General features: G+C 71.8%; 25 protein-coding genes and 1 tRNA gene. 14 read left to right on the top strand and 12 right to left on the bottom strand.

Features of this window, described 5'->3' with window-relative positions; all coding sequences use genetic code 11:
* Window positions 1-340: 340 nt before the first annotated feature.
* The 4 genes from ACIOHG_RS27600 to ACIOHG_RS27585 are packed head-to-tail and all read left to right on the top strand — an operon-like array spanning window position 341 to window position 3,288.
* A complete protein-coding gene (locus tag ACIOHG_RS27600; RefSeq protein WP_400954396.1) occupies window positions 341-778 on the top strand; it encodes a helix-turn-helix domain-containing protein in 438 nt (145 codons plus the stop codon).
* The gene (locus ACIOHG_RS27595) at window positions 775-1,365 is read left to right on the top strand and encodes a hypothetical protein (protein ID WP_400954394.1); all 591 of its coding nucleotides are present in this window, start codon (window positions 775-777) and stop codon (window positions 1,363-1,365) included. Before ACIOHG_RS27600 ends, ACIOHG_RS27595 begins: the two co-directional genes overlap by 4 nt.
* Window positions 1,358-2,605 (top strand): MAB_1171c family putative transporter, encoded by a 1,248-nt coding sequence (locus ACIOHG_RS27590; RefSeq protein ID WP_400954392.1) that lies wholly within the window; start codon window positions 1,358-1,360, stop codon window positions 2,603-2,605. The genes ACIOHG_RS27595 and ACIOHG_RS27590 overlap by 8 nt, the downstream gene beginning before the upstream one ends.
* Complete coding sequence (locus ACIOHG_RS27585; RefSeq protein WP_400954390.1) at window positions 2,602-3,288, top strand: DUF2236 domain-containing protein; 687 nt, start codon at window positions 2,602-2,604, stop codon at window positions 3,286-3,288. Before ACIOHG_RS27590 ends, ACIOHG_RS27585 begins: the two co-directional genes overlap by 4 nt.
* Before the next feature lie 7 nt (window positions 3,289-3,295).
* Here ACIOHG_RS27585 and ACIOHG_RS27580 read toward each other — a convergent pair whose 3' ends face one another.
* The 3 genes from ACIOHG_RS27580 to ACIOHG_RS27570 form a co-directional block, all read right to left on the bottom strand.
* Window positions 3,296-3,685: a PGPGW domain-containing protein gene (locus ACIOHG_RS27580; RefSeq protein ID WP_400954427.1), complete on the bottom strand. Its 390-nt coding sequence runs from the start codon at window positions 3,683-3,685 to the stop codon at window positions 3,296-3,298.
* 214 nt (window positions 3,686-3,899) lie between these two features.
* Window positions 3,900-4,997, bottom strand: coding sequence for a hypothetical protein (locus ACIOHG_RS27575; protein ID WP_400954388.1), 1,098 nt, complete (start codon window positions 4,995-4,997; stop codon window positions 3,900-3,902).
* A 40-nt stretch (window positions 4,998-5,037) separates the two neighbouring features.
* The gene (locus ACIOHG_RS27570; RefSeq protein WP_400954386.1) at window positions 5,038-5,382 is read right to left on the bottom strand and encodes a WXG100 family type VII secretion target; all 345 of its coding nucleotides are present in this window, start codon (window positions 5,380-5,382) and stop codon (window positions 5,038-5,040) included.
* A gap of 212 nt (window positions 5,383-5,594) precedes the next feature.
* On the opposite strand from ACIOHG_RS27570, the gene hrpA reads away from it, so the two are divergent.
* Together hrpA and ACIOHG_RS27560 are read left to right on the top strand one after the other, a co-directional pair.
* Window positions 5,595-9,560, top strand: coding sequence for an ATP-dependent RNA helicase HrpA (gene hrpA / locus ACIOHG_RS27565; protein ID WP_400954384.1), 3,966 nt, complete (start codon window positions 5,595-5,597; stop codon window positions 9,558-9,560).
* 117 nt (window positions 9,561-9,677) lie between these two features.
* Window positions 9,678-9,751: transfer RNA gene (locus ACIOHG_RS27560), tRNA-Asp, on the top strand.
* 348 nt (window positions 9,752-10,099) lie between these two features.
* Here ACIOHG_RS27560 and bldC read toward each other — a convergent pair.
* Together bldC and ACIOHG_RS27550 are read right to left on the bottom strand one after the other, a co-directional pair.
* Window positions 10,100-10,306, bottom strand: a complete 207-nt coding sequence (gene bldC, locus ACIOHG_RS27555; RefSeq protein ID WP_030459248.1) for a developmental transcriptional regulator BldC — start codon at window positions 10,304-10,306, stop codon at window positions 10,100-10,102.
* 452 nt (window positions 10,307-10,758) lie between these two features.
* Complete coding sequence (locus ACIOHG_RS27550; RefSeq protein WP_400954382.1) at window positions 10,759-11,661, bottom strand: hypothetical protein; 903 nt, start codon at window positions 11,659-11,661, stop codon at window positions 10,759-10,761.
* 170 nt (window positions 11,662-11,831) lie between these two features.
* Between ACIOHG_RS27550 and ACIOHG_RS27545 the strand changes: the two genes are divergently transcribed.
* A complete protein-coding gene (locus ACIOHG_RS27545) occupies window positions 11,832-12,974 on the top strand; it encodes a Glu/Leu/Phe/Val dehydrogenase dimerization domain-containing protein (protein ID WP_400954380.1) in 1,143 nt (380 codons plus the stop codon).
* A 371-nt stretch (window positions 12,975-13,345) separates the two neighbouring features.
* Window positions 13,346-13,585 carry a DUF3073 family protein gene (locus ACIOHG_RS27540; RefSeq protein WP_400954378.1) on the top strand — a complete coding sequence of 80 codons (240 nt, stop codon included), beginning with the start codon at window positions 13,346-13,348 and terminating at the stop codon, window positions 13,583-13,585.
* A gap of 135 nt (window positions 13,586-13,720) precedes the next feature.
* Here ACIOHG_RS27540 and purM read toward each other — a convergent pair whose 3' ends face one another.
* From purM to ACIOHG_RS27525, 3 genes are all read right to left on the bottom strand, one after another.
* The gene (purM, locus tag ACIOHG_RS27535) at window positions 13,721-14,797 is read right to left on the bottom strand and encodes a phosphoribosylformylglycinamidine cyclo-ligase (RefSeq protein WP_400954376.1); all 1,077 of its coding nucleotides are present in this window, start codon (window positions 14,795-14,797) and stop codon (window positions 13,721-13,723) included.
* 64 nt (window positions 14,798-14,861) lie between these two features.
* A complete protein-coding gene (gene purF, locus ACIOHG_RS27530) occupies window positions 14,862-16,442 on the bottom strand; it encodes an amidophosphoribosyltransferase (protein ID WP_400954374.1) in 1,581 nt (526 codons plus the stop codon).
* A gap of 175 nt (window positions 16,443-16,617) precedes the next feature.
* A complete protein-coding gene (locus ACIOHG_RS27525; RefSeq protein WP_400954372.1) occupies window positions 16,618-17,433 on the bottom strand; it encodes a diacylglycerol kinase in 816 nt (271 codons plus the stop codon).
* Window positions 17,434-17,559: 126 nt separating this feature from the next.
* Here ACIOHG_RS27525 and ACIOHG_RS27520 point away from each other — a divergent pair, with 126 nt between their 5' ends.
* Window positions 17,560-18,843, top strand: coding sequence for an adenylosuccinate synthase (locus ACIOHG_RS27520; RefSeq protein WP_400954370.1), 1,284 nt, complete (start codon window positions 17,560-17,562; stop codon window positions 18,841-18,843).
* Between the two features lie 155 nt (window positions 18,844-18,998).
* Entirely contained in the window at window positions 18,999-19,592 is a 594-nt protein-coding gene (locus ACIOHG_RS27515) for a GNAT family N-acetyltransferase (protein WP_400954368.1), read from the top strand.
* Window positions 19,593-19,635: 43 nt separating this feature from the next.
* Here ACIOHG_RS27515 and ACIOHG_RS27510 read toward each other — a convergent pair whose 3' ends face one another.
* The 3 genes from ACIOHG_RS27510 to ACIOHG_RS27500 form a co-directional block, all read right to left on the bottom strand.
* Window positions 19,636-20,058: a DUF350 domain-containing protein gene (locus tag ACIOHG_RS27510; RefSeq protein WP_400954366.1), complete on the bottom strand. Its 423-nt coding sequence runs from the start codon at window positions 20,056-20,058 to the stop codon at window positions 19,636-19,638.
* A 103-nt stretch (window positions 20,059-20,161) separates the two neighbouring features.
* Window positions 20,162-20,653 (bottom strand): LURP-one-related/scramblase family protein, encoded by a 492-nt coding sequence (locus ACIOHG_RS27505; RefSeq protein WP_400954364.1) that lies wholly within the window; start codon window positions 20,651-20,653, stop codon window positions 20,162-20,164.
* Between the two features lie 66 nt (window positions 20,654-20,719).
* The gene (locus ACIOHG_RS27500) at window positions 20,720-21,508 is read right to left on the bottom strand and encodes an aminoglycoside 3'-phosphotransferase (RefSeq protein WP_400954362.1); all 789 of its coding nucleotides are present in this window, start codon (window positions 21,506-21,508) and stop codon (window positions 20,720-20,722) included.
* A gap of 71 nt (window positions 21,509-21,579) precedes the next feature.
* Here ACIOHG_RS27500 and ACIOHG_RS27495 point away from each other — a divergent pair, with 71 nt between their 5' ends.
* Complete coding sequence (locus ACIOHG_RS27495) at window positions 21,580-21,807, top strand: hypothetical protein (protein ID WP_400954360.1); 228 nt, start codon at window positions 21,580-21,582, stop codon at window positions 21,805-21,807.
* Here ACIOHG_RS27495 and ACIOHG_RS27490 read toward each other — a convergent pair.
* Window positions 21,788-22,921: a hypothetical protein gene (locus ACIOHG_RS27490; protein WP_400954358.1), complete on the bottom strand. Its 1,134-nt coding sequence runs from the start codon at window positions 22,919-22,921 to the stop codon at window positions 21,788-21,790. The genes ACIOHG_RS27495 and ACIOHG_RS27490 overlap by 20 nt on opposite strands.
* A gap of 142 nt (window positions 22,922-23,063) precedes the next feature.
* Between ACIOHG_RS27490 and ACIOHG_RS27485 the strand changes: the two genes are divergently transcribed.
* The 3 genes from ACIOHG_RS27485 (at window position 23,064) to ACIOHG_RS27475 (ending at window position 25,740) form a co-directional block, all read left to right on the top strand.
* Window positions 23,064-23,204, top strand: a complete 141-nt coding sequence (locus ACIOHG_RS27485; protein WP_400954431.1) for a hypothetical protein — start codon at window positions 23,064-23,066, stop codon at window positions 23,202-23,204.
* A 21-nt stretch (window positions 23,205-23,225) separates the two neighbouring features.
* Complete coding sequence (locus ACIOHG_RS27480; RefSeq protein WP_400954356.1) at window positions 23,226-24,761, top strand: recombinase family protein; 1,536 nt, start codon at window positions 23,226-23,228, stop codon at window positions 24,759-24,761.
* Between the two features lie 703 nt (window positions 24,762-25,464).
* Window positions 25,465-25,740: a hypothetical protein gene (locus ACIOHG_RS27475; protein ID WP_400954355.1), complete on the top strand. Its 276-nt coding sequence runs from the start codon at window positions 25,465-25,467 to the stop codon at window positions 25,738-25,740.
* Window positions 25,741-25,743 lie beyond the last annotated feature (3 nt).

Raw genomic sequence — 25,743 nt, 5'->3', positions numbered from 1 at the left:
GCTGGCGTGGTGGTGCCGGGCGAGGTCCCGTGCAGCCTATCCGGCGCGGGTACCGGGCCGGGAACGGGTACCGGGCCGGGAACGGGCACCGGGCCGGGAACGGGCGCCGGACCGCGAACGGGCGCCGCTGCCCACCCCCGTGAGGCAACGGCGCCCGAACATCAGGTGCCGATCCTGCCGACCGGTCCACCAGGTGTCAACTATCGTGGATTCCCGGCCGGCATTCCGGAAGACCGCCGGATCGGTTCCGCACGAAACAAGCACCGATCCCTCAACGATCGTGCAGAACAAGCGGATCGAGGGATACGCCCCGGGGTACGGACCCTCTATGATCCGGCTCATGCCCCAGGACATCTCGCGCGCCGAAGCCCCGGACTTCGCCGGCCGCTTCCGGCGACTGATAGCGGTGATCTACCCGAAGGACCTCGGCCGGCCCTGGCGGGACTCGGAGATCGCCGAAGGCACCGGCCTGAGCGGCACGTACATCGGCAACCTGCGCAAGGGCACCCAGAAGCCGAGCCTGGAGAACGCCGTCCGGATCGCCAAGTTCTTCGGCGTCCCGCTCGACTACTTCTCCGACTCCGGGACCGCCCGGGCCGTCGAGCAGGACCTGCGCAAGATCGAGGCGCTGCGGGACGCCCGGGTGGAGCGGATCGCGATGCGGGCGGCCGGGCTGCCGCCGGAGATGCAGGACGCCGCACTCACTATTGTGGAGCAGTTGCGGCGGGCGGTCGGCCTGCCCGACGGGCCGCCGGACGAGGCCGGCCAGGGGACGTGACGGAGCGCCAGCAGGTGCCGCTGGGCCACTGGCGGCTTCCGGAAGGGGTCGACGTGCGGGGTGTGGGGAGCGGGCTCGGGCGGACCCGCCGCCGGATGCGGGCGGTCGCGCGCGAGCTGCGGCTGCCGCCGCTGAGCACCGCCGAGGAGCTGTGCGCCGCGGTCTCCGCGCACCTGGGGCGGCCGATCCGGATCGAGCCGCGCCGGATGCGGGTCGGCGAGCCCTCCGGCTTCGTCGAGCGGCTCTCCGACGAGGACGTGGTCCACGTCGAGCAGGAGACCTCGGGACTGCACCGCGCCCACATCGTCTGCCACGAGCTGGCCCACCTGCTCTGCGGGCACCTGTCCGAGCCGGCCCTGCTCGACCCGGCGCTGCTCGGTCCGGACGGCGCCTCGGTCGACCTGCCCACCATCGACCCGGAGATGCTCCGGCTGGTGCTCGGCCGCTCGCACTACGACGACGCCGCCGAGGAGGAGGCCGAGGTGCTGGGCGCCGAGCTGATGCGCCTGCTGGTGCTCGCCCCCGGGGCCGGCACCACCTCGCAGCTCGCTCCCGCGCTGGAGCACCGCAAGGGTCAGCATGTCTGAACTGCCGTACAACCTGGTCTACTTGGGCATCGGCGGAGCCGCCTGGGCGGTGGCCGCGCTGAAGTTCCGGGCCTGGCGGCGGGAGCCCTCGTTCGGGCTGCTGGTGGTCGTGCTGGCGATCGCCTCCCCGTCCACCGCCTTCCTGCTGGCCTCCCCGCTGCTCTACCGGGGGATCGGGCACCTCACCGGCGTCGGCAACCTCGCCACCCTCTTCGTCTACCTCGGCATCGTCGGCTTCTCGGCCGCCGCCGTGGTGCTGGCCCTGGTCTGGGCGCCGCCGGAGGAGCGCACGGGCACCGAGGTGTGGGCGCCGCTGGACGACCGGCTGCGGCGGCGGGTGCGCCGCCGCACCGCGGTGTTCGCCGCCCTGGTGCCGGTGCTGGCCGCGCTGTTCCTGGCCGGCGGCCCGTACCGGCCGGAGACGCCGCTAACCTTCGACACCACCTTCGCCCCGCGGGCCGCCACCGCCCTGTTCCTGGCGCTCTACCAGGGGCTGTTCGCCTACGCGCTGGTCGACATCGGCCGGGTCTGCCTCGGCCACGCGGCCCGGCTGCCGGCGGGCTGGCTGCGCCGCGGCATCCGGCTGATCGCCGCCGGCGCGCTCACCGCCTGCGGCTACGTGCTGTGCAAGCTGGCCGCGATCGCCCTGGCGTACGCCGGGGTCGGCGGCGCGGAGTGGCTCAGCACCGCGCTCGGCCCGGCCTTCGCCGCCCTCGGCGCGATCGGGATCACCTGCGGCTTCGCCGGCCCGGCCGGGGCCGCCTGGGCGCTCCGCCGCCGCGCCTTCCGCGCCCTGCGCCCGCTCTGGGACCTGGTCTACCGGGCCGACCGCCGGCTCGCCCTGGAGGGCCCGCCCTCCCCCGCCTGGCGCGAGCGGCTGGCCCTGCGCGACCTGGAGTGGCGCACCACCCGGCGCGGGCTGGAGATCCGCGACGGGCAGCTGACGCTCCGTCCGTGGATCGACCCGGCCGCCGTGCACCGGGCCCGGGACCTGGCCGAACGGGCCTCGCTGCACCCCGCCGACCGGGACGCCCTGGTGGTCGCCGCCGCCCTGCGCTCGGCCGTCGCCGCGCTGGCCGGGGGCGCGGTGCCGCGCCCGCGCGAGGAGCAGCCGGTGCTGCCGGGCCTGGACGCCGCCCCCGCCGAGGAGCGCGCCCACCTGGTCCGGGTCGCCGACTACCTGGGGTCGCCGCTGCTGGAGCAGGCCCTGGCCCCCGCCGCCCCGCCCGCGGCGCCGTGACGGGTTCCGCGGCCGACCGCCCCCGGGACGCCTTCGCCGAGCTGGTGCTGCACCGCGCCCCGCAGCGGGCCCGGGTCGGCCTGACACTCGGCTTCGTGCGCACCTTCGCCGTCCCGCAGATCGCCGAAGTCCTGGCCGGGACAGGAAAGTTGGCCACCGCCCCGAAGGCCCGGGCGAAGGCCACCGGGGCGGTGATGTTCGAGCTGATCGGGCAGGGCGTGGACAGCCCGCGCGGCCGGGAGATCGTCGCCGGACTGGCCGCCCTGCACCGCCTGCCGGGCGTGGACGCGGAGACGATGCGCTACGTGCTGGCCTGCTTCACCGTCTGCCCGGTGGAGTTCGCCCGCGGCGACGCGGCCGTCCGGGCCGCCGCCTTCGGCTTCCAGGCGGAGCTGGCCCGGGCACTCGGCCTGCCCGCGCTGCCCGGCCCGGACCTGGCCGGGGTCGCCGCCTGGATGCGGGAGTTCGAGGCCGCCCGGTTCGCACCCAGCCCGGCCGGGCAGGCCCTGTGGCGCTCGGTCGCCACGCTGTTCGCGGCCCGCCTCCCGGGCCCGCTGGCCCGCCGCGCCCCGGACTTCGCCGCCGCCCTGCTGGACGCCCCGCTGCGGGCCGCCTTCGCCGTCCCCCGCCCGCCCTGGCCGCTGCGCGCGGCCGCCGCGCTGGCCTTCCGGCTGGCCCGCTGACTCCCCGTCAGGAGCGGCGCCCCGCCCCGTGCACCCGGTGGTAGCTCCAGGCCAGCAGGCCGAGCAGGATCAGGCCGGAGAGGATCAGGCTGCTCCCGGTGGCCCACCCGGCCATCGGGAGGCTCGGCACCAGGCCCGCCACCACGCCCGCGGCGATCAGGCCGAGCCCGGCCAGCACCGATCCGGCGATCCGCCAGCCGGAGGCGACGCTGGCCTCGACGCCCTGCACCGCCTTGGCCCGGACGGGTTCGACGAAGCGGGCGAAGGCCGGTACCGCCCGGGCGGCCAGCACCAGTCCGGCCAGGACGAGCAGCATCCCGGGGCCGGGCAGCACCAGCATCACCACCCCGACCACGATCAGCGCCGTACCGGCCACTACGAACACCAATCGGGCCAGCGGGTGGGCGGTCGACCGGTCCGCCTCGTCCCCGGGCTGCTGTCGTTTCGTGCTCGCTCGTCCACCCGTCACGGCCGCTGTTCCGCTCCTCGTCGATGGGTTCCTGTCAGGGGAGAACGGATCGGTCCGGTTCCGCGTTCCGACGGTGCTCCGAACGGGGCGGGCCCGCCCGGGGAGCGCCCCGGACGGGCCCGCGTCAGCGCCCATCAACCCGTCAGTCGACGCCCTTGCGGCGGTAGGGCTGGTAGGCCGAGCCGCCGTGGAAGTACGGGTAGGGGATCTCCCGGGAGACCATGCCCGCGTCGCCGCTGTCCTCGATGCCGATGTACCGGGTGTGGGCGGCGTCCGCCCAGCCCGCGAACAGGACGGTGTGGTCGCCGGAGATCATCGCGTCGCCGGGCTGCAGGTCGCCCTTGGTGATGTGGGTGGAGACGTCGCTCTCCATCAGGCCCCAGGTGTTGCGGCCGGGGCCGGGCAGGCCCCAGGCGCAGGAGACCAGGCCGGAGCAGTCCACCCGGTAGCCGTTGGTGATCGCGCTCTGGCTGTAGCCGAGCTTGTGCTCGGCCCGCTCCAGGGCGCGCTCCACGATGGCCTTGCGCTCGGCGGAGAGCCCGTCCAGGTTGGGCCGGGCCTTCACGCCCAGGCCCTCGCCGTTCTTCCGGTGCGCGTGGTTGGACCAGGCGTCCCAGCTCTTGCCGTTGTCGCCGTAGTGGGTCTGCCAGTCGCCGGTGGAGCGGTCCTTGAGCTTCGGGCCGTCGAACTTGCCGCCCGGCCCGCCGGTCGGGGTGCCCGAGCCGGTGTCGCCGCCGCTGTCCCCGTGGTGGCCCGGCGAGCCGGGCTGGGACGGGTGGCTGCTGCTGCCACCGCTGCCGCCGCCCTTGTGCCCGCCCTTGTCGTCGACCCCGTCGATCCGGGTGCCGGGCGCCTTGGGCTGCGGCTTCTGCTCGCCCTTGGGCTTCTTCAGCTCCTCGGCGATCCGCTTCTCGGCCGCCTCGTAGGACGCGATCAGCTGCTTGATCTTCGCGGCGTCCTGTTCCAGCTCCTTGGTGAGCTGTTCCTTGGTCTTCATCAGCGCGTCGGCCCGGCTGTTGATCGCCGAGACGTCCTTGGTGACCTGGGCGAGGACCGCCCCGGCACCGAAGACGTTGGCGATCCAGCCCGAGAACACGTCGGTGGCGGCCGCCTTGGCGACCGTCGCCCTGATGTGCCCGACCTGCTTGCTCATCTCGGCCATCCGCTGGTTGATCTGCTCGAAGTCGCGCTGGATCTTCAGCAGTTCGCCCGCCTGGAAGCCGAACTGATTCCCCGTCATGGACGGAAGTCCCCTTCTCCTCGCCCGTCGTCCGCCGCCGTCAGAGGACGTTCGCCAGCTGCTTGACCGCGTCGCCGAGCTGGGTCAGCTCGTCGGCGACGGTGTTCAGCTCGCGGACGCGGCCCTGCGCGTGCGCGGTGAAGGCATCGGCGGCCGCGCCGTGCCAGGTCATGCTGGACAGCACGCCGCTGACCTCGCGGCCGAGGCCGTCCACCTGCTTGCCGAGTTCGGCCAGCTCCTGCGCGATCTTGTTGAGCTCGGCGTCGGCGTCGCCGAACATCTTGCCCAGCGCCCAGTGCGCGATCTCGGCCGGCGCCATCACGATGTCCTCGCCGACCTTCACCACGTCCCCGGCGAGGTTCTTCACATCGCCCCACAGGTCCATGACGCTCCCCCTGTTTCCCCGTTTTCCCCGAATTCCAGTTCCCCCCAGGCTAGTCAGTGGGAGCGGTCGGCGAAACGGGCGGGGCCCCGGCAGAAGCGGGACGGCGGACTCCGCCGGAACGGCTGTTCGCGGTCCGCCCGCCCCGCCTGTGACACTGGACGTGCTCGAAAACCGAGGTGCGCCCCGGCCCTGTCTTTCTGCAACCTAGAGGGATGCCCGCAGTGAGTTCTCCCGTAGCCCCGCAGCCCGCCCCCACGTTCGCGGAGCTGGCCGCCCGGCTGCCCGGTGTGATGCTGCGTGACGCGCAGCGGCTCGGCCGCCGCCTGGAAGGCACCCGCAAGGTCAGGTCGGCCGAGGGCCGGCAGCAGGTGCTGACCGAGCTGGCCGCCGACTTCGACCGCTCCGAGGCCCGGGTGGCGTCCCGCCTCGCGGCGGTGCCGGTGATCCGCTACCCGCAGGAACTGCCGGTGGCGCAGAAGAAGGACGAGATCCTGGCCGCCGTCCGGGACCACCAGGTGGTGATCGTCGCGGGCGAGACCGGCTCCGGCAAGACCACCCAGATCCCGAAGATCTGCCTGGAGCTGGGCCGCGGCGTGCGCGGCCTGATCGGCCACACCCAGCCGCGCCGGATCGCCGCCCGCACGGTGGCCGAGCGGGTCGCCGAGGAGCTGGACACCCCGCTCGGCGGGGCGGTCGGCTGGAAGGTCCGGTTCACCGACCAGGCCGGGCCGGACACCCTGGTCAAGCTGATGACGGACGGCATCCTGCTGGCCGAGATCCAGACCGACCGGGACCTGCGCCAGTACGACACCCTGATCATCGACGAGGCGCACGAGCGCAGCCTGAACATCGACTTCCTGCTCGGCTACCTCAAGCAGCTGCTGCCCCGCCGCCCCGACCTCAAGGTGATCATCACCTCCGCGACCATCGACCCGGAGCGCTTCGCCGCGCACTTCGACGACGCCCCGATCATCGAGGTCTCCGGCCGCACCTATCCGGTCGAGGTCCGCTACCGCCCGCTGGTCGAGGACGAGGAGCTCGACGGCGAGGAGGACGGCGACCGGGACCGCGACCGGGACCAGATCCAGGGCATCTGCGACGCGGTCGAGGAGCTGCAGGCCGAGGGCCCGGGCGACATCCTGGTGTTCCTCTCCGGCGAGCGCGAGATCCGCGACACCGCGGACGCGCTGACCAAGTTGAAACTCAAGTCCACCGAGATCCTGCCGCTGTACGCCCGGCTCTCCTCGGCCGAGCAGCACCGGGTCTTCCAGCGCTCGAACTCCCGCCGCGTGGTGCTGGCCACCAACGTCGCCGAGACCTCGCTGACCGTCCCCGGCATCAAGTACGTGATCGACCCGGGCACCGCCCGGATCTCCCGCTACAGCCACCGCACCAAGGTCCAGCGCCTCCCGATCGAGGCGGTCAGCCAGGCCAGCGCCAACCAGCGCAAGGGCCGCTGCGGCCGCACCTCGGACGGCATCTGCATCCGGCTGTACTCGGAGGAGGACTTCCTCTCCCGCCCCGAGTTCACCGACGCCGAGATCCTGCGCACCAACCTGGCCTCGGTGATCCTGCAGATGACGGCGGCGGGCCTGGGCGACATCGCCGCCTTCCCGTTCCTCGACCCGCCGGACTCCCGGAACATCAAGGACGGCGTCCACCTGCTGCACGAGCTGGGCGCCCTCGACCCGGACGAGAAGGACCACCGCAAGCGGCTGACCGACCTGGGCCGCAAGCTCGCCCAGCTCCCGGTCGACCCGCGGATGGCCCGGATGGTGCTGGAGGCCGACCGCCTCGGCTGCGTCCGCGACGTGATGGTGATCGCCGCCGCGCTCTCCATCCAGGACCCGCGCGAGCGCCCCGCCGAGAAGCGCCAGGCCGCCGACGAGCGGCACCGCCGCTTCCACTCGGAGACCTCCGACTTCCTGTCCTACCTGGCGATGTGGCGCTACGTCAGGGAGCAGCAGCAGGAGCTGTCCTCCTCGGCGTTCCGCCGGATGTGCAAGTCCGAGTTCCTGAACTACCTGCGGATACGGGAGTGGCAGGACGTCTACGTCCAGCTCCGCACCATCGCCAAGCAGCTCGGCGTGACGATCGACGAGCCCCGCCCGGACGCCGAGCCCGATGCCGACCGGATCCACCAGGCGCTGCTCTCCGGCCTGCTCTCCCACCTGGGCCTGTTCGACGTGGAGAAGCGCGAGTACGCGGGCGCCCGCGGCGCCCGGTTCGCGGTGTTCCCGGGCTCGGGGCTGTTCAAGAAGCCGCCGCGCTGGGTGATGTCGGCGGAGCTGGTGGAGACCTCCCGGCTGTGGGCGCGGATCAACGCGAAGATCGAGCCGGAGTGGGTGGAGCCGCTGGCGGCGCACCTGATCAAGCGCACCTACAGCGAGCCGCACTGGGAGAAGAAGGCCGGCGCGGTGCTGGCGTACGAGAAGGTCACGCTGTACGGCCTGCCGATCGTCGCCCAGCGCAAGGTCAACTACGGCCGGATCGACCCCGAGCTGTGCCGGGAGCTGTTCATCCGCACCGCGCTGGTGGAGGGCGACTGGGAGACCCACCACAAGTTCTTCGCGGAGAACCGCAAACTGCTCGACGAGGTCGAGGAGTTGGAGAACCGGGCCCGCCGCCGGGACATCCTGGTGGACGACCAGACCCTGTTCGACTTCTACGACGCCCGGTTGCCCGAGGACGTGGTCTCCGGCCGGCACTTCGACGCCTGGTGGAAGAGGACCCGCCGCGAGCAGCCCGACCTGCTCAACTTCGAGAAGTCGATGCTGATCAACGACTCGGCGGACGGGATCGCCGAGGACGACTACCCGGACTTCTGGCAGCAGGGCAAGCTGCGCTTCCCGCTGACGTACCAGTTCGAGCCGGGCAGCGACGCGGACGGCGTGACGGTGCACATCCCGCTGCCGGTGCTGAACCAGGTGGTGGACGAGGGCTTCGACTGGCAGATCCCGGGCCTGCGCGCGGAGCTGGTGACGGCCTGGATCCGCTCGCTGCCGAAGGCGGTGCGCCGCAACTTCGTCCCGGCCCCGGACTACGCCCGGGCGGCGATGCGCGAGCTGACGGACCGCCAGGAGCCCCTGCTGCCGACGCTGGAGCGGGTGCTGCACCGGATGTCGGGCCTGCCGATCCCGCCGGAGGCCTGGGACGAGGAGCGGGTCCCGGACCACCTGAAGGTGACCTTCCGGGTGGTGGACGGCAAGCGGAAGCTCGCCGAGTCCAAGGACCTGGAGGAGCTGCGCCGCAAGCTCCAGCCGAAGCTGTCGGCGACGCTCTCCAGCGCCGCCTCCGGCCGCGGCACCGGCCTGACGGACTGGCCGGCCGACCTGCCGGTCCTGCAGCGCACCTTCGAGCAGCGCTCCAAGGGGCACTCGCTGCGGGCCTACCCGGCGCTGGTGGACGAGGGCACGAGCGTCGGCATCAAGCTGTTCGACACCCCGGAGGCCCAGCGGCGGGCGATGTGGGCGGGCACCCGGCGCCTGCTGATGCTCCGGGTCAACTCCCCGGCCAAGTCGATCCAGGGCCGGCTGGGCAACCAGGCCAAGCTCGCCCTGTCGTACAACCCGCACGGCTCGATCCCGGCCCTGTTCGAGGACATCGTGGCGGCGGCGACCGACCGCCTGATGGAGCTGAACGGCGGGCCGGTCTGGGAGGCGGAGGCGTTCGGCGCGCTGTACGACAAGGTCCGGGCGGACCTGTACGAGCTGTCGGCGGACACCACGCTGAAGACGGCGACGGCGCTGATCGCCTTCCACAAGGCGTCGAACCGCCTGAAGACGGTCTCCAGCCCGGTGCTGCTGTCCGCGGTGAACGACGTCCGGCTGCACCTGGCCTCGCTGGTGCACCCGGGCTTCGTGGCCGGGACGGGCTGGCAGCGGCTGGGCGACCTGAAGCGCTACCTGCTGGCGGTGGACCGCCGCCTGGAGGCGCTGCCCAACCACCCGCAGCGGGACCTGCAGAACCTGGTGAAGGTGCAGGCCGTCCAGCAGGCGTACGGGGAGCTGCTGGCCCGGGTGCCGGAGGGCCGGGAGCCGTCGCCGGAGATCCGGGCGGTGCGCTGGATGATCGAGGAGCTGCGGGTGAGCTTCTTCGCGCAGGGCCTGGGCACTCCGAGCCCGGTCTCGGAGAAGCGCATCCTGAAGGCGATGGAGGCGGCCGCGGCGACCCTCTGACGGCGGATCGGGAACCGGCTCCGGGGTGCCCCGGAGCCGGTTCGACCTGGGGGGTCGCCATGCAGTACAGTCTGTCTTGTTCGCAGGCGAGAGCAGGCGGGCAAGGATCAGAACACTGGTCCCGTGGAGCAGTTGGTTAGCTCGCCACCCTGTCAAGGTGGAGGTCGCGGGTTCAAGTCCCGTCGGGATCGCAGTAAGGGTGAGGCCCGGAACCGTCAAGGTTCCGGGCCTTATCGCATTCCGGGCCCGGGCCGCAAGGCGGCACCGCTGTGACCACCGTCACGGAATGCCTTTCGGAACGCCACTTCCGGGGGATCACCACCGAGCCACCATATTTAATATGTAAAATTGCACCGACTTTCCCGGTATTGCCCCCCTCCCCCTGCCGCCCCAACGGGAATGGCGGCTTCCGCCTCCGGACGCACCGAAGGGCCGCCCCTCCCGACCCGGCGGAGTCGGGGAGAACGGCCCTTCGGACCACCCGGTGCGCGGCCCCGACCCGGCGGAGTCGGGAGCGCGATCCGGGGAAAGACTGCGGATCAGACCTCGGTGCGCTGGGCCGGAATACCGGCCAGCAGGGCACGCACCTCCGCCTCGCGGTAGCGGCGGTGCCCGCCGAGGGTCCGAATCGACGTGAGCTTGCCGGCCTTGGCCCAGCGAGTCACGGTCTTCGGGTCCACGCGGAACATCGTGGCGACCTCTGCCGGTGTCAGCAGGGGCTCTGCGTCAGGGGTACGAGCGGTCATGAGCGGCCTCCTCGGAGAACCGAACCAGGGCGGTTCTATCCTTCAAATTCTGCACCTTGGCCCGCGATGCCCGAAATGGCAGGGACGGGCCGAGTCGGTTATAGGACGAACGGCTTGTCCTGGTGTCTACAACTACACCATCCGTCCAGCCCCATCGGCCAAACCGTCAAAATTGACCCCTCACGGGTTCAAGGGCGACGGAAGGCCATGGACCACCCCATAACGGACAGTCACGCAGTGGCGACGACCGGTCACGTTACGGAGTGTCCGGTCAGGCTTGGGTTGGTTGTCCCATTTTGGCATATAGGTCTGAGTTGGCGTCAACGGTGAGTAGTGTCACGTTCCATGGGTATTGACCCGATCCGGGACCATGGTCCCGGAAACCCCACTCATGGTATGGACCATCCTGGCCTCTCGCACCGACATTCGAGCAGAACCGGCTCCGCCCCTGCTCAGGAGGACTGCCGCAGCGCCAGCACCCGCCGCCACCGGCCGGTCAGCTCCTCGTGCACCCGGGCCGCCTCGTCGGTGTCGCCGGACCGCAGCGCCGCCAGCCCGGCCGCCAGTTCGCCCACCGAGTGCTCCTCCGCCAGTCCCCCGGGGCCCAGCAGCCGGGCCAGGCCGCCGTAGTCCAGCTCCACCAGCGAGCGCGGGTGGAACTCCTCCAGCCAGCGCCCGATCTCCTCCGCCCCGTCCACCAGGACCCCGTCCGGCGCCTTCTCCCGCAGCACCCGGTACGCCCGGGCCACCCGGCGGCGCGCCTGCACCATCGGCGTCAGGTAGAACAGCGCGGCCGGCTCCGGCCGCTCGCCCTCCCCCGCGGAACCGTACTCGCCCGCCGGGAGGTGGTGGCGGTCCTCCTCGCCGAACGCCAGGAACCAGCGCATCGGCACCTCCCAACGGCTCGTCAGGATCCAGGGCCGGGCGTCGGGGTGGTCCTGCTGCCACTGCGCCCGCTCGGCCTCCGCGGTGCTGCGCAGGGCCGGCGGCAGCACCGTGTCCACCAGGTGCGCGGGCAGCGTCCGGGGCAGCTCCTGGAGCGCCAGCCAGCCCCGCAGCCGGGTCGTCCAGGGGCAGACGTAGGTGACCCCGTCCACCAGCCGCAGATAGGCCCTGCCGTCCTCCCGGTCGGGCAGCGGACGGGGCGTCAGGGCGGCCAGCCGGGCCAGCGCGCCGCGCTGCTCGGCCAGCGCGGCCCCGGTCACCGGCCGGCCCGGCCCCTCGGCGTCGGGCCCGTGCGCGGCGGCGTACGCCTGCCAGCGCGAGCGGTCCGGCTCGGGGTAGGCGGCCAGCGGCTCGTAGACCCGCAGCTGCGCGGTGTAGGGCGGGATCACGGTCGTGCGCGGAGCGGTCACGATCCGCATCGTCGCACGCGCCTCAGGTCCACGTCAGGGTGTCGTACGGACGGCTTCGGTCGTTGTGCTCCGGGGGCCGTCGAGGGGCAGATTCGAAGGCGGACCCGGGGCTAGGCTTCCATCAGACGCCCGCACCACCGCCGCGGGCCATCCCTACTGGAGTCACCACCGTGACCGACGTACACACCACGCACTCCGCACCAGGCGTGCTGAGCCGAGTCTTCGGCACCGGCCAGGACGGCGAGGGGCACGAGCAGGTCGTGCTCTGCCACGACCGCTCCTCCGGCCTCCGGGCGATCATCGCCATCCACTCCACCGCCCTCGGCCCGGCCCTGGGCGGCACCCGCTTCTTCCCGTACCCGAGCGAGGAGGAGGCGCTGCAGGACGCGCTGAACCTCTCCCGCGGGATGAGCTACAAGAACGCCCTCGCCGGTCTCGACCTCGGCGGCGGCAAGGCCGTGATCATCGGCGACCCGAACAAGGACAAGAACGAGGCGGTGCTGCGCGCCTACGGCCGCTTCGTGGAGTCGCTGCGCGGCCGCTACGTCACCGCCTGCGACGTCGGCACCTACGTCCAGGACATGGACGTGGTGGCCCGCGAGACCTCCTTCGTGACCGGCCGCTCGCCCGAGCACGGCGGCGCCGGCGACTCGTCCATCCTCACCGCCTTCGGCGTCTTCCAGGGCATGCGCGCCTCCGCGCAGGCCCGCTGGGGCCAGCCCACCCTGCGCGGCCGCCGGGTCGGCGTGGCGGGCGTCGGCAAGGTCGGCCACTACCTGGTCGGCCACCTGGTCGCGGACGGCGCCGCCGTGGTCGTCACGGACGTCTCCGAGGCCGCCGTGAACCGGGTCCGGGCCGCCCACCCGGAGGTCGAGGTGGTGGCCGACACCGGCGCCCTGCTGGCCTCCGCGCTGGACGTCTACGCCCCGTGCGCGCTCGGCGGCGCGCTGACCGACGACACCGTCGCCGCGCTCGGCGCGGCCGGCACCGTGATCGTCTGCGGCGCGGCCAACAACCAGCTCGCCCACCCGGGCGTGGAGAAGGACCTCGCCGACCGGGGCATCCTCTACGCGCCGGACTACCTGGTGAACTCCGGCGGCGTGATCCAGGTCGCCGACGAGATCGAGGGCTTCAACTTCGACCGGGCCAAGAACAAGGCCACGAAGATCTTCGACACCACGCTGGAGATCTTCACCCGGGCCGCCTCCGACGGCGTCCCCCCGGCGGTGGCCGCCGACCGGCTGGCCGAGAAGCGGATGCGCGAGATCAGCGCGCTGCGCTCGGTGCTGCTCCCGGCGGCCCGGCGGAGCTGACCGCGACCGCCCGGATGCGCGGGGCCGACACCCCCCGGCCCCGCGCATCACGATGTGGAACCGGATTCTCAGTCCGTCCCCCGATCGGGCGATACCGCGCCTCCTTCGGGGGATAATCTCTGCAGGAACGACGGGACCGGCCACCGGCCGGACAGCCTGCGAAAGCCTCGGAATTCCCCTCTGACCAGGGCGGACCTGGTTCGGGGGGGCTCGGGTGCGCGCCACGTCACACGGGCGACGTACCGTCCGGCGGCGGAAACAGGTACCGTTAATGCTCCAAGGGACGGTTTCCCACTTCGGGCAGGCCGGACCTGATCATCAACACGTGTCAGACTCGGGGCCGTGAGCCCCACCGTTGAGGGGGTCGACCCATGGGGCGCGGCCGGGCCAAGGCCAAGCAGACGAAGGTCGCCCGCGAGCTGAAGTACAACAGCGGCGGGTTCGACGCTAACCGTCTGTCAAACGAGCTGGGTGTATCTCCGTCGACCGCGATCGAGCCTGAGCCGATCGAGGACGACGACGAGGACGACCCCTACGCGGCTTACGCGGACAGGTACAACCTGGACGACGACGAGGAAGAGGAAACCCCTCCGTTCCGTCGTCGCGCTTGACGTTCTTCGACCGGGCCGGCCCGGCGCTCCCCGTGAGCGCCGGGCCGGTCTTCGGCGTCCCGCGCGTTCCGTGACGCCCCGGTCGTGCGCAGGGCCCCGCCGCGGGTGCGACGGGGCCCCTCGCCGTGCCCCGGGTCAGAAGGACTCGTAGGCGTTGTACAGGGCGGCGCCGCCGTCGTGCTCGGCGCCGCGGTCGACCACGTCGCCGAGCTGCCAGGCCTCCACGCCGCGGTCCTCCAGGACGGCGAGCACGGTGTCGGCCGACTCCGGCGGGACGACGGCGACCATGCCGACGCCCATGTTCAGGGTCTTCTCGATCTCCAGCGTCTGCATCGCGCCGATCTTGGCGACGGTGCTGAACACCGGCAGCGGCGACCAGGTGCCGCGGTCCAGGCGGGCGTGCAGGTGGTCCGGGATCACCCGGGCCAGGTTGGCGGCCAGGCCGCCGCCGGTGACGTGCGAGAAGGCGTGGATCTCGGTGGCGCGGGTGAGCGCCAGGCAGTCCAGCGAGTAGATCCTGGTGGGTTCCAGCAGCTCCTCGCCGAGGGTGCGGCCGAACTCCTCGACCCGGCGGTCCAGCGACCAGCCGGCCTGGTTCAGCAGCACGTGCCGGACCAGCGAGTAGCCGTTGGAGTGCAGGCCGGAGGCGGCCATCGCGATCACCACGTCGCCCGCGCGGACCCGGTCCGCGCCGAGCAGCGCGTCGGCCTCGACCACGCCGGTGCCGGCGCCCGCGACGTCGTACTCGTCCGGGCCGAGCAGGCCGGGGTGCTCGGCGGTCTCGCCGCCGACCAGCGCGCAGCCGGCCAGCGTGCAGCCCTCGGCGATGCCCTTGACGATGGCGGCGACCCGCTCCGGGACGACCTTGCCGACGCAGATGTAGTCGGTCATGAACAGCGGCTCGGCGCCGCACACCACCAGGTCGTCGACGACCATGGCGACCAGGTCGTGGCCGATGGTGTCGTGCTTGTCCATGGCCTGGGCGATGGCGACCTTGGTGCCGACGCCGTCGGTGGCGGTGGCCAGCAGCGGGCGCTCGTAGCGCTTGAAGGCGGAGGCGTCGAAGAGCCCGGCGAAGCCGCCGATGCCGCCGACCACCTCGGGCCGGCTGCTCTTCCTCACCCACTGCTTCATCAGCTCGACGGCGCGGTCGCCGGCCTCGATGTCGACACCCGCGGCGGCGTACGTCGCCCCGGTCTCGTTGCTGGTCACCTGGTGTGGCCCTTTCGAAGTGGTGGTACCGCCGCCCCGGGCCGGGCCGGGGCGGCTCGCACGGTTACGGGCGTCGCAGCGCGTCCGCCGCGCCCGCGCCACCCAGCAGCGACTGCACGCCGTCGAGGTCGCTGGTCTGCTTGCCGCCGCGGACCGGCTGCTTGGCCTGCCCGCCTGCGATCTCCGCTTCCAGCAGCAGCTTGCCGAGCAGCGCCGGGTCGGGCAGTTCCATCGGGTACTCGCCGTCGAAGCAGGCCCGGCAGAGCTTGTCCTTGGGCTGCTTGGTGGCCTCGATCATGCCGTCGATCGAGATGTAGGCCAGCGAGTCGGCGCCCAGCGAGCGGCCGATCTCGTCGACCGAGAGGCCGTTGGCGATCAGCTCGGCGCGGGTGGCGAAGTCGATGCCGAAGAAGCACGGCCACTTCACCGGCGGCGAGGAGATCCGGATGTGCACCTCGGCGGCGCCGGCCTCGCGCAGCATCCGGACCAGCGCGCGCTGGGTGTTGCCGCGGACGATCGAGTCGTCCACGACCACCAGGCGCTTGCCCCGGATGACCTCCTTCAGCGGGTTGAGCTTGAGCCGGATGCCGAGCTGGCGGATGGTCTGGTTCGGCTGGATGAAGGTGCGGCCCACGTAGGCGTTCTTCACCAGGCCGGAGCCGAACGGGATGCCGCTGGCCTCGGCGTAGCCGATCGCGGCGGGGGTGCCGGACTCGGGCGTCGCTATCACCAGGTCGGCCTCGGCCGGGGCCTCGGCTGCCAGCTTGCGGCCCATCTCCACCCGGGACAGGTGGACGTTGCGGCCGGCGATGGTGGTGTCCGGGCGGGCCAGGTACACGTACTCGAAGACGCAGCCCTTGGGCTTGGCCTCGGCGAAGCGCGAGGTGCGCATGCCGTTCTCGTCGATGGCGATCAGCTCGCCGGGCTCCACCTCGCGGATGAAGCTGGCGCCGACGATGTCGAGGGCGGAGGTCTCGGAGGCGACCACCCAGCCGCGCTCGATCCGGCCGAGCACCAGCGGGCGGATGCCCTGCGGGTCGCGGGCGGCGTAGAGCGTGTGCTCGTCCATGAAGACCAGCGAGAAGGCGCCCTTGACGTCCGGGAGGACCTTGCGGGCGGTCTCCTCGATCGTCAGGTCGGGGTGGCCGGCCAGCAGGGCGGTCAGCAGGTCGGTGTCGTTGGTGGCCGCGGTCCGGCCGGAGCGGGAGACGTGCTCCTCGCCGGGCAGTTCGGCGACCATCGCCGCGAGTTCGGCGGTGTTGACCAGGTTTCCGTTGTGGCCGAGGGCCAGCGAACCGTGAACGGTCGCGCGGAAGGTCGGCTGGGCGTTCTCCCAGACCGAGGACCCGGTGGTCGAGTAGCGGGCATGTCCGACGGCGATATGCCCGTGCAGCGACCCCAGCGAGGTCTCGTCGAAGACCTGGGAGACGAGTCCCATGTCCTTGAAGACGAGAATCTGGGAGCCGTTGCTCACTGCGATGCCCGCGGATTCCTGTCCGCGGTGCTGCAGGGCATAGAGGCCGAAGTACGTGAGCTTCGCGACCTCCTCGCCGGGAGCCCAGACACCGAAGACGCCGCAAGCGTCCTGGGGGCCCTTCTCGCCGGGAAGGAGGTCGTGGTTGAGTCGTCCGTCACCACGTGGCACGACTCCGAGTCTAGGGCAGCCCGGGCGAACGGCCTGCTGGCAGGCCCTTGGTACGCGCGTAGACCACGCCTCTTACCAGCTCTCCGACCGGTCCGGGTCCGGCTTCACGCCCTTGTCACCGGGCGTTCGCACGGCGGCCCGGGGGACGGAACGTGAGCCTGGTCACCCTGGGTGATCAGGCCGGGAGCAGCAGCCGCCAGGAGGACGGGCGGACCGTCCAGGTGCGCTGCCGGACCGGGCCGACCGGGCAGCCGTCGGCCTCGTAGCCGAAGCCGCGGCCGGCCACCGTGAGCCGGTCGGCGCGGTGGTGCTGCGGGCGGCCGTCGAGGTCGAGGGCGAGCTCCATCACGCCGTCGACCACGGCGACCCGCAGGTGGCGGACCCGCTGGTGGACGTCGGCCAGCAGGCGGCCGTCGGCCTCGATCCGCAGTTCGTCGGCGGCGCCGGTGGGGCTCGCCTGCTCGGCCGCAGCCAATTTCGCCCATAGCGAACGCCATCCACCCGGTCGGCCCTGGCGCGCCCCGGCGAACCGGACCTCGGCGAGCACCACCCCGCCGCCGTCGTCGAGCAGCAGGTCGAGCCGGCGGGCGCCGCCGGCCAGCACCGCGCGGGCGGCCGCGACGGGTTCGGCGGGCACCCCGAGCAGGCGGGCGGTGGCGGTGGCGACCGGGCCGCCGACCGGGACCAGGCCGACCGGCTCGGCGTCCAGCTCGCGCTGCCGGTGCAGTGCCTGGAGCACCCGCTGGAGCGCCTGGTCCGAACCGACCACCACCGCGCGGCGGCGGCCGCGGTGCGCCAGTACCCGGTCGAGTTCGGACGGGCTCTGCGGCAGCGCGACCTTGACGTCGGCGCCGCCGCACAGCACGTCCTTGGCGATCCGCACCGACTCGCCGTCGGCCTCCCGGGCCGACGGGTCGAGCAGCACCAGCAGCGGTCCGGGGCCCTCGGTGTCGTCCGGGGGGCGGGATACGGGCGTGGACAGCGACGACACGACCGGTCCTTCCTCAGGTAATCTCTCGGTGCAAGAGCCCCTTGCGCCATTGCGCCAGGGGCTTCGTCCATCTCGGGCCAGACTGCGGTCTTCGCAGGATGCCCCAACCGGAAGGGGTGTACGCCTGTGCCGGCACTCGTGCTCGTTGGCGCCCAGTGGGGAGACGAGGGCAAGGGGAAGGCCACCGACCTCCTCGGCGGCTCCGTCGACTACGTCGTCCGCTACCAGGGCGGCAACAACGCCGGTCACACGGTGGTCATCGGCGACCAGAAGTACGCCCTCCACCTGCTGCCTTCCGGCATCCTCAGCCCGAACGTCGTCCCGGTGATCGGCAACGGCGTGGTGATCGACCCGGGCGTGCTGCTCTCCGAGCTCAAGGGCCTGGACGAGCGCGGCATCGACACCTCGAAGCTGCTGATCTCGGGCAACGCCCACCTGATCACCCCGTACCACCGGACGCTGGACAAGGTCACCGAGCGCTTCCTCGGCAAGCGCCGGATCGGCACCACCGGCCGCGGCATCGGCCCGGCCTACGCCGACAAGATCAACCGGGTCGGCATCCGGGTCCAGGACCTGTTCGACGAGTCGATCCTGCGCCAGAAGATCGAGGCGGCGCTGCACGACAAGAACCAGCTGCTGGTCAAGCTGTACAACCGGCGCGCGATCCCGGCCGACCTGGTGCTGGAGGAGTACCTGGGCTACGCCGACAAGATCGCCCCGTACCTGGCGGACACCACGCTGGTGCTGGACGAGGCGCTGAAGGCGAACAAGGTGGTCCTGCTGGAGGGCGGCCAGGGCACCCTGCTGGACGTCGACCACGGCACGTACCCGTTCGTCACCTCCTCGAACCCGACCTCGGGCGGCGCCTGCACCGGCTCCGGCATCGGTCCGACCAAGATCGACCGGGTGATCGGCATCCTGAAGGCGTACACCACCCGGGTCGGCTCGGGCCCGTTCCCGACCGAGCTGCTGGATGCGGACGGCGAGGCGCTGCGGCGGATCGGAGGCGAGCGCGGTGTCACCACCGGCCGCGACCGGCGCTGCGGCTGGTTCGACGCGGTGATCGCGCGCTACGCGACCCGGGTCAACGGCCTGACCGACTTCTTCCTCACCAAGCTGGACGTGCTGACCGGCTGGGAGCAGATCCCGGTCTGCGTGGCGTACGAGATCGACGGCCGCCGGGTCGAGGAACTCCCGTACAACCAGTCGGACTTCCACCACGCGAAGCCGATCTACGAGAACCTGCCCGGCTGGAGCGAGGACATCTCGAAGGCGAAGAGCTTCGAGGAGCTGCCGAAGAACGCGCAGGCGTACGTGAAGGCGCTGGAGGAGATGTCCGGCGCCCCGATCTCGGCGATCGGCGTCGGCCCCGGCCGGACCGAGACGATCCAGATCAACTCCTTCCTGTAGGTCCTGGAGGTCCCGTAGGACCTGGAGGTCCTGCGGGTCGTTGCTGCGGGAGAGGCCCGGCGCCCTGGGTGCCGGGCCTCTTCTGCGTCCGCACACAGTTGCACTAGTGCGTAATTGCCTTGCTTCTAGTGCAATCGGGCCCTACGGTGGGACGCATGACCGCGAAGCTGCCCGCTCCCACCGTCCTGACCGGCCGCCACGTTCGGCTGGAGCCGCTGACGCCCGCGCACGTGCCCGACCTGTTCGCGGCCGGCGGCGGGGACGAGGAGGTGTGGCGCTGGGTGCCGGTCCCGCTGCCGCGCACGGTGGAGGACATGGCGGCGGTGATCGCCCAGCGGCTGGCCGATCCGGCCTGCTTCCCGTTCGCGGTGGTGGAGCGGGCGAGCGGCCGGGCCATCGGGGTGAGCTGCTACTTCGAGGCCAGCGCCGCCGAGGAGCAGCTGGAGATCGGCGGCACCTGGTACGCCCGCTCGGCCTGGCGGACGGCGGTGAACACCGAGTCCAAGCTGCTGCTGCTCACGCACGCCTTCGAGGAGCTCGGCATGGGTCGGGTCTGCTGGAAGACCGACCACCTCAACGAGCGCTCGCAGAACGCGATCCGGCGCCTGGGCGCGGTGTACGAGGGCACCTTCCGGCGGCACCGCCGGCGGCCCGACGGCAGCTGGCGGGACAGCGTCTACTTCGCCATGGTCGCCGAGGAGTGGCCCGCGGCGAAGGCCCGGCTGACCGAGCGGCTGGCGGCGGGCTGATCGGGGCGGCCGGGTCGAGCGGGCTGATCGGGCTGATCAGGCGTCAGTAGATCGCGGCGGAGACGATCGCGGCGACGGCGAGGTTGGTGGCGGCGGTGACCCAGACCGCCGGGTGCGGCTCGGGGTCGACCAGCAGTTCGCCGAGCTTCCCGGGCGTCACCAGGTCGAGCACCCAGAACGAGACGGCCATCAGCAGCAGGCCGAACAGGCCGAACACGGCGGCCGCCGCCAGGCCCTTGCCGAACTCCTGGTAGGTGGAGATCACCGCGGTGAACACGATCGCGCCGATCGACAGCAGCGCGGAGCTCAGCACCACGGCGGCGTTGCGGTTGCGCTCGACCCAGATTTGCCGACGCAGCTGACCGGGCGTCAGCACGTCGACCAGCAGCACGCCGAGCAGCAGCAGGACCAGGCCGACCGCGCCGTACGCCGCCGCGTAGCCCAGCTGGTGCAGGATGTCGCTCATCCGCCCGCCCTCTCCGGTGTGCCCTGTGCCATGTGCCCGTGTGGCCCCGTGCTCGGGATCGGCACAACATAGCGCACCCGGAGCGGGCGGCAGCGGGAAGCGGTCAGTCGTTGTGCTCGACCAGGCGGTCCAGGCAGACCGCGATGGCGATCATCAGCGGGACGTCCACGCCGTCCTCGACCTCGACGCCGAAGGTGTCGCGGATGGCGAACCACTTGCGGGAGACCTCGGCGATCCGGTGGCCGTCGGACTTGACGGCGTACTCCTTGTCGATCAGGTCGCCGTGGATCTCGTACTCGCCGCCGGCCTCCAGTTCCACGTGGAACTTGTCGTGGAACGGGGTGAAGAGCTTCTTCCGGACGGTCGCCACCACGTCGCCGTCGGCGTTCTCGATCTTCATCGCATCGCGGACGGTCAGCACCTTCTCGCGGATGGTGGCGACGGTGTTGCCTTCGGTGTCCTGCAGTTCGAAGGTGTCGCGGATGCGCAGCACCTTGCCGTCCACCAGGAACGCCTTGTCGCCGTGCTCGTCCTCGACCCAGTAGTCGTCGCCGACCGCGAACAGGCGCTCCTTGACCTGGAACTTCCGACCCATGACCCCGACTCCTCGTCTCTTCGCCGGCCCGCCGTCGGGCGGCACCGGACATGGTGCCACCAGGGACTACGTGAGGTCCCACAACAGGCGGTAGTACGCCAGGCGTTCGCCGTCCGGTTCGACGCCGTACGCCTCCAGCAGGGGACGCTCCCAGCCGGGGCCGTAGTTCCAGACCGTGCTCCAGGAGGCCACCGCGAGGTCGGCCCAGCGGTCGGCGACGCCGAGCGCGCCCAGGTCGACGTGGCCGGACCAGCGGCCGTCCGCGCCGATCAGGGTGTTGGGGGCGCAGGCGTCGCCGTGGCAGACGACCGTCCGGTCGACCGGCGGCGGGTCGGCGAGGACGGCCAGCGCCCGGTCCACGGTGCCGTGGTGGCGCAGGTCGGGGTGCCAGTCGGCGGGGTCGCGGCGCAGCTCCACGGCCCGCGCGGTCCGGCGCTCGACGGACCGGTCGTACGGGCAGTCGGCGACCGGCAGCGCCTCGTGGAAGGCCCGCAGCCCCTCCCCGATCGCGCGGACGGCGGTGGCCGGGTCGGCCTTCGAGGCGGGTTCGACGGCGGAGCGGCCGGGCAGTCCGGCGGTCAGCAGCCAGCGGCCGGTGTCGTCGCCGCCCAGCCCCAGCACCTCGGGGACGGCGGTGAACGGCCGGGCCCAGCGCAGCCGTTCGGCCTCGTTGGCGAGGTCCGCCCCGCTGCCGTGCGGCGCCCACTTGGCGAACCGCCGCCCGGGGCCGTCGCCGAGCCGGAACGTCAGCCCGCCCAGCTCGTTGCGCCACACCGCGGCGACCTCCTGTCCGTTCGCCAACTCGGCTACTGCGGGCGGAATTTCGACCTCGCCCTCGGGTACGTATGCGATCATCGGCCCATTGTCGTGCGGGGGTGCGGGGAAGGCATCCCGGTTTCGGGCCTGCCGCGAACGAAGGGGAGAGCGTGTTCGAGAACGCCCCGATGCCGCCGGAGCACGCCGCCCGCCTGCGCGCGCTGGTCGAGGAGTGCCGGCCGCTGCTGGCCGCGGCGGGCATGACGGCCGTCCAACGGCTGCTGGTGGAGCGGGGGACCAGCGTCATCCAGGCGATCCTGGTGACCCGCGAACTGACCCGGCCCGATCCGCTCCCGCTCCGCGACGCGGTCGACCTGGTCACCGCGTCGCGGGCCTGACCGGCTCCTCCAGCAGCGCCGCCAGGAACTCCAGCCGGGCGGTGGCCGGCCCGGTCTCCTTCGCCTTCTGCAGCGCGGCGCGCGCCTCCCCGGCCCGGCCGGCCCGGTGGTGGGCCAGTGCCAGCGTCGCGTACGCCATGCTCCGGCGCAGCGGGGCACTGCCGACGGCGGCGGCGTCACGGGCCGCGTGGATCGCCGCTCCCGAACGGCCGTCGGCGAGTTCGTAGAGGGCGGGCAGGTCGCTGCCTTCACGGATCCAGCGCGGGGCGCGGAGCAGCGGGCGGCGCAGCGCCCGGAACGCCTCACGGTCGGCTTCGGTGGCCTCGCCGAGCTCGTCGAGGTAGGCCAGCCCCCTGGCGTGCAACTGTGTGACCGAGAGATCCTCGGCTGCCGCCCCCTCGGTCGACTCTCCGATCCGATCGACGAGTTCCCGGTAACGGCCTTCGGCGAGCAGGAGGGTCAGTTCGATCCTGCGGGTGCCCGGTGTCGGCGGCAGGGCGTCCAGCGCACGGCGCCCCCCGGGAACGTCCCGTTGCAGGAGGGCCAGCACCTGGCGCTGCTGCTCCTCAGCCACCGGATCGTGTCGGGCGCCCGTGGCCTGTCCGCTCACCGGGCGGATCACGCACGCCAGCACCAGCACCGGCTCCAGCGCGGCCACCGCGCACGCCACCGCCATCGCCCGCCCGAACACCCCGCCCACCAGCGCCAGCACCTGTCCGAGCACGAGGTCCGCGCCCACCACCAGCAGCGCTGCCGACAGCAGGCGCCCGGCCGTCAGCGGCCGTTCGACGCGCACGTCCAGCGGCCGCAGCACCGGCAGCGGGAACCTCCGCACCTGCTTGACCGAGCCTGATCCGATCGCGGTCCGCACCACGCGGCCCGCACCGAACGCCCAGCCCCCGACCCGCAGCCCGTACCGGCTCCCCGGCCGGGCGAGGAACGCCGTCCACACCCATCCCGCCAGGAACGTCCCGGCCAGCCACCCGCCCATGGTCGCCAGTTCGGGCACCGGCTCGGGCACGGCCTGGATGTACAGCGGCACGAGCACGGCCAGCCCGACCATCCGCTGGATCCGAACCATCAGTGCCCAGCGGCGAATCGTCTTCTCTTCCACGGTGGGTGATCGTGTCAGAACCATCCCCTGCCGGACCGTTCCGTTGCCGATCCGGTACCGGGATACCCGCCGGCACCGGCCCCTCCCCCGTCGTGGTCCCGCCCCGGAATGCCTCCGCCCCGGGATGGGGTTGGATGGTGGCATGGCTTCTCGTGCACGTGTCCGCGCCCCCGAACTGGTCGGCAGCGGTGGATGGCTCAACACCGGCGGCAAGGAGATCAGGCTGGCCGATCTCCGGGGCAAGATCACCGTCCTGGACTTCTGGAAGTCCTACACAATGTAGGGATCTCCAGAGGGGGCGTACGTGCACCACCACACCCTGTGTGACCTGTACCTTCGGCTGTCCTTGGACCGGGACGGCAAGACGGCGATCGAACGGCAGGAAGCCGACTGCCGCGCATGGGCTGAGCGCAACGGCCTGACGGTCCGCAAGGTTCACATCGACCGGGGGCGCTCCGGGTTCAAGGACGTTGAGCGCAAAGGCTTCGACTCCGCCCTTGCCGCCGTCACAGCGGGCGTCGTCGGGACGCTGATCGTGTGGAAGCTGGACCGCCTGTCCCGCAAGGGCATCGGCCAGGTCGGCAAGGTCCTGGACGACATCGAGAAGGCGGGCGGCCGTTTGGTCTCCGTCGTGGACGGTCTCGACACCTCGAACGACTCGGCCCGCATGGTCGTCGCCATGCTCGCCGAACTCGCCCGGTCCGAGTCGAAGAATCTCGGTACCCGCGTGGCCCACGCGAAGCGACACCTGCGCCGACAGGGCCAGTGGATCGGCGGACAGCCTCCGTACGGGCTGCTGGTCGACCCCGCCACGAAGAAGCTGGTGCACGACCCCGAGACGGCCGTCTACGCCCGCCTCATCGCCGATGACGCGCTGGCCGGCAAGTCCCTCGTGCAAATCGCCCGGCTGCTCAACGAGTACGACATCCCCTCGGCCCGGGGCGGCCAGTGGAACGCCGCGAGCATCATGAACCTGGTCAAGTCGCCTGCCTTCGCCGGACTCATGCCCGAGACCGAAACCATCGAAGCCGAGGACGGCAGCCGGAAGTTCACCAGCCGTGTGTTCCCCTACCGAGACCCCGAAACGCTGGACACGGTCAACATCGGCGAAGGGATCGTCACGGTCGGCGAGCGCGAGCGAATCATCCGGCAGCTCGAATCCCGGACCCGTACCCACGCAGGCAAGCGGATGCCGAAGCCGACCGGCACGGCGCTGCTCACCAGCCTGATCTTCTGCGACGTACCGGGGTGCGGTCGTCGGATGCACAAGGTCGGCAACAGCTACCAGTGCATGGCTCGCCGAGCGGGCAACCAGTGCCCCGGCGCCAGCGCCATGGCCGACCGGGTGGACGAGTACGTGTCCGAGCGCTTCCTCTCCATGCTTCCTGCTCTGGAGTTGGACGACCCCATGTTGGTCGCTATCGCCGACCGTTGGGTGAAGCGGGCAGACCCGGAAACCTTCGCCAAGCGGGACGCCATAGCCGACGAAATCGCTGACCAGGAAGCCCGGTTGGCCGATCTGGAAGACGCACGCTACGTCCGTGGCGAGTTCGACCGCCCCGGCGCGCTCGACCGCTACGACCGCCTCGCCGCCCGACTCCAGAGCCGCATCGACGGCCTGCGCGCCGATCTCACCGCCCTGCCGCTCCCGGCCGTCGACATCACTCCGCTGCTGGACGGCGAGTTGCTGCGGCCCGCCTGGACAGCCGCGACACAGGACCAGAAGCGGGATCGCCTTTCCTTGGCCATAGACGGCGTGTTCATCAGCAAGGGTCAGCGCGGCAAGCGCTTCATCCCGGAGCAGCGAGTCCGCATCAAGTGGGCTGAGATCAAGGAGTAGCAATCCGTGCCCGTCCATGGCCCCCACTGGCCACCGTGCCTGGGTGCCTGCCGGGGGCTTTCTCGTGCAACGCAGGACAGCGCCCGGCGGGGTGACGAGGTGACGGTTCTGGGGCTTGTTCTGGTTCTCTCAGACATGTCTAGAGAGAACCGACATCAGGCTCTCAACCGTCACTACGTCACCTCACCGCGCCGGGGGCAGTGCGGTGGACCGCCAGGGGTGACGTGGTGGGTGTGCATGAAGGGAAGGTTTGCTCTCCCTAACAAGCGAGGGGCAGGGAAGCGGCGAGTAGGAAATTTCTGGTCCCCCACCATGGTGAGCCTGCGCCGTACCGTCTGCGGGGCACATCTGGCCTCCCCCGAATCTTGGAGGCCACGACGCAGAGCGTCCGCCGGGCCGCTTCGACCGTTACCCGTCATGCCGCAAGAGTGAGACGCAGATCACATGTCCGAGATTACCTGAATGCCCCAATATACGGGCCATCTGCCCGCTCTCCCCAACGGTAGGAGAGGAAATCGTCCGTCCCTACAAGTCCGGGGAGGGGAATTCGTCCCCCTCTTCCACTTCGGGGCCCAAGGAATCCCTCCCCGTCCACTACAGGATGAACGGGGAATCGTCCCTCTCTACGTGGGAACCCCTCGCCCTCCACTTACGAGGGATTGACCGTCCCACCGAAAACACCGACAGCCATGGAGGCTTCGAGATGAACACTGACCACACCCGCGCGCTGGATCTGATCCGCAGCGCCGAAGCGGCAACACTGAGGGCCCTGTCCGGAGAGGGCGCGGCAGCCGGCGAAGCGCACCGGCTGACCGCTGAGGCGGCGCGGCTGTTGGAGCCCATCACCGAGGCGGGCCCGTGCCAGCGCAAGGGCTGCACCAACACGGTCATGCAGCGCGCCACGGGTCGCCCCCGGCTCTACTGCGGCGCGGTGTGCCAGCAGGCCGCCTACTGGGCCCGCAAGGCGGACGCTGCGTAGCGA

The sequence above is a fragment of the Kitasatospora sp. NPDC088134 genome (assembly GCF_044741705.1).
Taxonomy (GTDB): Bacteria; Actinomycetota; Actinomycetes; order Streptomycetales; family Streptomycetaceae; genus Kitasatospora.
The sequence above is the reverse complement of the archived record's forward strand: the minus strand, read 5'-3'. Positions and strand labels throughout refer to the sequence as shown.